The following is a 5,115-nucleotide window of genomic DNA, read 5'->3' as shown; positions in this document are numbered from 1 at the left end:
CAGACCATGGCGCCGACGGTGATGAAGGCGGGGGTGCCGAGGTCCATGAAACGGGGGGCGAGCTGCGTCGCGAAGGCGGCGACGATCAGCGCCACGGCGATGCGGGCGGCGGCGCGCTCGATGCCGCGGGTGAGCTTCTCGATGCCCTTGAGCTCGATCTCGACGGTGACCCGGCCCTGCTTCAGGCGCACCAGCATGAGGTGGATCAGGGTCGGCAGCTCGGAGGCCGCGCCGAACAGGCCCGCGCCCACCGCCTCGACCTTGCGGGTCAACCCCTTGATCGAGAACTGCGAGGCGAGCTTGCGCCTCACGGTCGGGCCGGCGGCGGAGAACAGGTCGAAGCCGGGATCGAGCTGGCGCATCACGCCGTCGGCCGTCACCAACCCCTTGAACAGGATGGCGAGATCGGTGGGCATGGCCAGATCGTTCTCGCGCGCCATGGTCATGAAGTCGGTCAGCAGCGCGCCGAAATCCAGCGAGGCGCCGGTGTGGCGGGCCACGAAGGCCTGGGAGGAGGCCTCGAGCTTGGTGAGGTCCGGGTTGCTCGATCCGCTCCAGTCGAGGAGCACCGCCATCAGCCCGTCGGAATCCTCCTTGAGCATGGCGCCGATCAGCATCAAGAGTTGCGTGCGCCGGCGCTGCGACAGCCGCCCGATGATGCCGAAATCGATGAAGCCGATCCGGTTGCCCGGCATGATCAGCATGTTGCCCGGATGCGGGTCGGCGTGGAACACGCCCTCGATGAGCGCCATCTGCAGGAAGGCGTCCGTGCCCTTCTGGGCGAGCAGCACCTTGTCGTAACCGGCCGCATCCAGCCGAGCATGGTCGTTGGGCGGAATGCCGTGCACGAATTCCTGCACGAGCACGCGTTCCGAGGTCCATTCCCAGTGGATCTTGGGCACCACGATGTCGTCGCGGTCGGCGAAGATCGCCGCGATGGTCTCGCAGTTGCGGGCCTCGTTGATGAGGTCGAGCTCGCCGTAGAGGCCGCTGGCGAGGTGGCGCATCTGTTCCTGGGGCTGGTAGCGCCCGAATTCCGGCCACTCGTCCACGACGATGCGGGTGGCATGGCCCATCAGGCGCAGGTCCGCCTCGATGGTCTTGCGGAGCCCTGGCCGCAGCACCTTCACCACCACCTCCTCGCCGGTCAGAAGGCGGGCGCGGTAGACCTGCGCGATGGAGGCGGCCGCCAGCGGCGTGGTGTCGAACTCGGCGAAGATCTCCGAGGCCGGGCCGCCGAGATCCTCCTCCAGCTGGGGCCGGATGCGCTCCCAGGGAATCGGCGAGACCTGGCTGTGGAGCTTCTCCAGCTCCTCGGTCCATTCCGGGGTGAGGAGGTCGGGCCGGCTCGCGAGGATCTGGCCGAGCTTGACGAAGGTCGGCCCCAGGGTCTCGATGGCGCGCCGCACCCGCTGGGGCTGCGACAGGCGGGCGATGTCCACCTGCGGCGTCCGGCGCTTGGCCAGCCGCGCCACCTGGGCGAGGCCGAGGCGCTCGACGACCTTGGTCACGCCGAAGCCGATGAGGACGGACGCGATCTCCCCGAGGCGCTGCCGGTCCCGTGCGGCGACGAAGGCGGTTTTCAGCATGTGTACGCGAGACCCGGGGCGGGGGAGGGGAGGCCGTCCGCGACGGACGGCCGAATGGTGGTTAAGGCTCCACTAGTCCCGTGGCGAGGCCGAAGTTTGACCGTGGGACCGCCGGGGACGCGACGGATTCGCGCCCGCACCGATCTCGGGCTAGACAGGCGGCATCCCGCGCCGCCGCGGCGCCATCCCCGCGAGACCCCCGATGCCAGGCACGCCCCGCGCCGGAATAGTTCCGGTGACCCCCTTCCAGCAGAACTGCACCCTGATCTGGTCGGACGAGACCAAGGTCGGCGCCGTGGTCGACCCGGGCGGCGACCTGGAGCGCATCGAGGCGGCGATCGCCGGTCAGGGCATCACCATCGAGAAGATCCTGCTCACCCACGGCCACATCGACCATGCGGGCGGCGCGGCGGAGCTGCGGGACCGGCTCGGCGTGCCGATCGAGGGTCCGCACGAGGCCGACCGCTACCTCCTCGACAGCCTGCCGGAAACGGGCGCCAATTACGGCCTCGACGGCGCGCGCGCGGTGACGCCGGACCGCTGGCTCGCGGACGGCGACGTGGTCGAGGTGGGGGGCTTGGCCTTCGACATCCTGCACGCCCCCGGCCACTCCCCCGGCAGCGTGGTGTTCATGAGCCGCGACGCACGCTTCGCCCTGGTGGGCGACGTGGTGTTCAAGGGCTCGGTCGGCCGCACGGACCTGCCCGGCGGCAGCCACGAGCAGCTGATCCGGGCGATCAAGGACCGGGTACTGCCGCTCGGCGACGACGTGGCCTTCATCCCCGGCCACGGCCCGACCAGCACGCTGGGCGAAGAGCGCCTGACCAACCCGTTCCTGCAGGATTGAGGCGGGCCGGGCCGCCCCTGGCGGACCGGCCGCGCGCCCTTGACCTTTGGTTAAAGCGGCGCGCGCATCATGACGGCGTTTCGGGGCCCCGGCGGGCCCGGAAACGATGCATTCCCAATGCGAAACGCCTATATTGGGTGAATCAAGAAGAAACGCAGGCGCGCGGGGGTCCGGCCCGGGCCGACGAGCCCAGCCCGAGCGCCCGCCTGCCCGAGGAAGTTCATGTCCGACAGCTCCCACAAACTCGCGGCCGATGCCTACGGCGCGGAATCCATCCGGGTCCTCAAGGGGCTCGACGCCGTGCGCAAGCGCCCCGGCATGTATATCGGCGACACCGACGACGGCTCGGGCCTGCACCACATGGTCTACGAGGTGGTCGACAACGCCATCGACGAGGCGCTCGCGGGCCACGCGGACCTCGTCACCGTCACCCTGAACGCCGACGGCTCGGTCACGGTCTCCGACAACGGCCGCGGCATCCCCACCGACATCCACAAGGAGGAGGGGGTCTCGGCGGCCGAGGTCATCATGACCCAGCTGCACGCGGGCGGTAAGTTCGACCAGAACTCCTACAAGGTCTCCGGCGGCCTGCACGGCGTTGGCGTCTCGGTGGTCAACGCCCTCTCGCAGTGGCTCCGCCTGCGCATCTGGCGCAACGGCAAGGAGCACGCGATGGAGTTCCGCCACGGTGACGCGGTCTCGCCGCTGATCATCGTCGGCGACGGCAACGGCCGGCGCGGCACGGAGGTGTCGTTCCTGCCCTCCACCGAGACCTTCACGATGATCGAGTTCGACTACGCGACGCTGGAGAAGCGCCTGCGCGAACTCGCCTTCCTCAATTCCGGCGTGCGCATCGTTCTCACCGATGCGCGCCACGCCGAGCACAAGCGCGAGGAGCTGTTCTACGAAGGCGGCATCGAGGCCTTCGTGCGTTACCTCGACCGCTCGCGCAAACCCATCGACGGCATGCAGAAGCCCGTGATGGTGCGGGCCGAGCGCGACAACATCCGCGTCGAGGTGGCGCTCTGGTGGAACGACTCGTTCAACGAGACCGTGCTGCCCTTCACCAACAACATCCCGCAGCGCGACGGCGGCACCCACATGGCGGGGTTCCGCGCCGCGCTCACCCGCCAGATCACCGGCTATTCCGAGTCGTCGGGCATCGCCAAGCGCGAAAAGATCTCGCTGACCGGCGAGGATTGCCGCGAGGGCCTCACCGCCGTCATCTCGGTGCAGGTGCCGGACCCGAAATTCTCCTCGCAGACCAAGGACAAGCTCGTCTCCTCGGAGGTGCGCCCGGCCGTGGAGAACGTCCTCAACGAGGGGCTCTCGAACTGGCTCGAGGAGAACCCGGCGCTGGCCCGCTCGGTGATGGCCAAGGTCATCATGGCAGCCTCGGCCCGCGAGGCGGCCCGCAAGGCCCGCGAGACCGTGACCCGCAAGGGCGTGCTCGATATCGCCTCCTTGCCCGGCAAACTCGCCGACTGCCAGGAGCGCGACCCGTCGAAATGCGAGATCCTGCTGGTGGAGGGCGATTCCGCCGGCGGTTCGGCCAAGCAAGGCCGCGACCGCACCTTCCAGGCGGTGCTCCCCCTGCGCGGCAAGATCCTCAACGTCGAGCGCGTGCGCGCCGACCGGATGCTGTCCTCGGCCGAGATCGGCACGCTGATCACGGCGCTGGGCGCCGGCATTGGCCGCTCCTCCACGGACCGCGAGGGCTTCAATCCCGAGAAGCTGCGCTACCACCGCATCATCATCATGACGGATGCCGACGTCGACGGCTCGCACATCCGCACCCTGCTGCTGACGTTCTTCTTCCGGCAGATGCCGGAGGTGATCGAGCGCGGGCACCTCTACATCGCCCAGCCGCCCCTCTACAAAGCCGCCAAGGGCAAGTCGGCGATCTACCTTAAGGACGAGCGCGCGCTCGAGGACTACCTCATCGACGCGGGCGTGGACGGAGCCGTGCTGCGGCTGGCCTCCGGCACCGAGTTCGGCGGCGCGCAGCTCAAATCCCTGGTCGAGGAGGCCCGCCAGTTCCGCGGACTGATGCAGGCGCTCCACACCCGCTACGACCGCGCCGTGGTGGAGCAGGCGCTGATCGCCGGCGCCTTCCGGATCAACGTCGACGAGAATCAGGCCGAGGCCGAGGTGCTGGCCCAGGAGACCGCCCGGCGCATGGACCGGATCGCGGACGACATCGAGCGCGGCTGGGAGGGCTCGGCCGCGGAGGGCGGCTACGTCCTCAGCCGGACCCTGCGCGGCGTGCGCCAGGTGGCGACCCTCGACGCCGCGCTGCTGGCCTCGCAGGAGGCGCGCCGCCTCGCCGACCGGGCCGAGGCCCTGCGCGAGATCTACGACGAGCCCGTCGCTTACGCGCGCAAGGGCGACGAGACGGTCCTGCACGGCCCGGTCGGCCTGTTCGAGGCGGTGATGGCCTTCGGCCGCAAGGGCCTGCAGCTCCAGCGCTACAAGGGCCTGGGCGAGATGACCGCCCAGCAACTCTGGGAGACCACCCTCGACCGCGACGTGCGCTCGCTCCTCCAGGTGAAGGTGAAGGACACCCAGGACGCCGACGACCTGTTCGTGAAGCTGATGGGCGACGTGGTGGAACCCCGCCGCGAGTTCATCCAGGACAACGCGCTCAGCGTCGCCAACCTCGATGTCTGATCGCACCGG

Annotated in this window: 3 protein-coding genes; 2 read left to right on the top strand and 1 reads right to left on the bottom strand. The window is 69.5% G+C overall.

Annotation, left to right across the window (positions count from 1 at the left end; translation table 11 throughout):
• Positions 1-1,589, bottom strand: a 1,589-nt coding sequence (locus tag K2X24_RS17275; RefSeq protein WP_292499564.1) for an AarF/UbiB family protein, incomplete at its 3' end; no start/stop codon positions are given.
• 202 nt (positions 1,590-1,791) lie between these two features.
• Between K2X24_RS17275 and K2X24_RS17270 the strand changes: the two genes are divergently transcribed.
• Positions 1,792-2,436, top strand: coding sequence for an MBL fold metallo-hydrolase (locus K2X24_RS17270; protein WP_238279518.1), 645 nt, complete (start codon positions 1,792-1,794; stop codon positions 2,434-2,436).
• A gap of 222 nt (positions 2,437-2,658) precedes the next feature.
• Positions 2,659-5,106, top strand: a complete 2,448-nt coding sequence (gene gyrB / locus K2X24_RS17265) for a DNA topoisomerase (ATP-hydrolyzing) subunit B (protein ID WP_292499563.1) — start codon at positions 2,659-2,661, stop codon at positions 5,104-5,106.
• The last annotated feature ends 9 nt before the right edge of the window (positions 5,107-5,115 follow it).

The sequence above is a fragment of the Methylobacterium sp. genome (assembly GCF_019750675.1).
In the GTDB taxonomy this organism is placed as follows: domain Bacteria; phylum Pseudomonadota; class Alphaproteobacteria; order Rhizobiales; family Beijerinckiaceae; genus Methylobacterium.
Note: the sequence above shows the minus strand (reverse complement) of the source record. Positions and strands in the feature narration are given on the sequence as shown.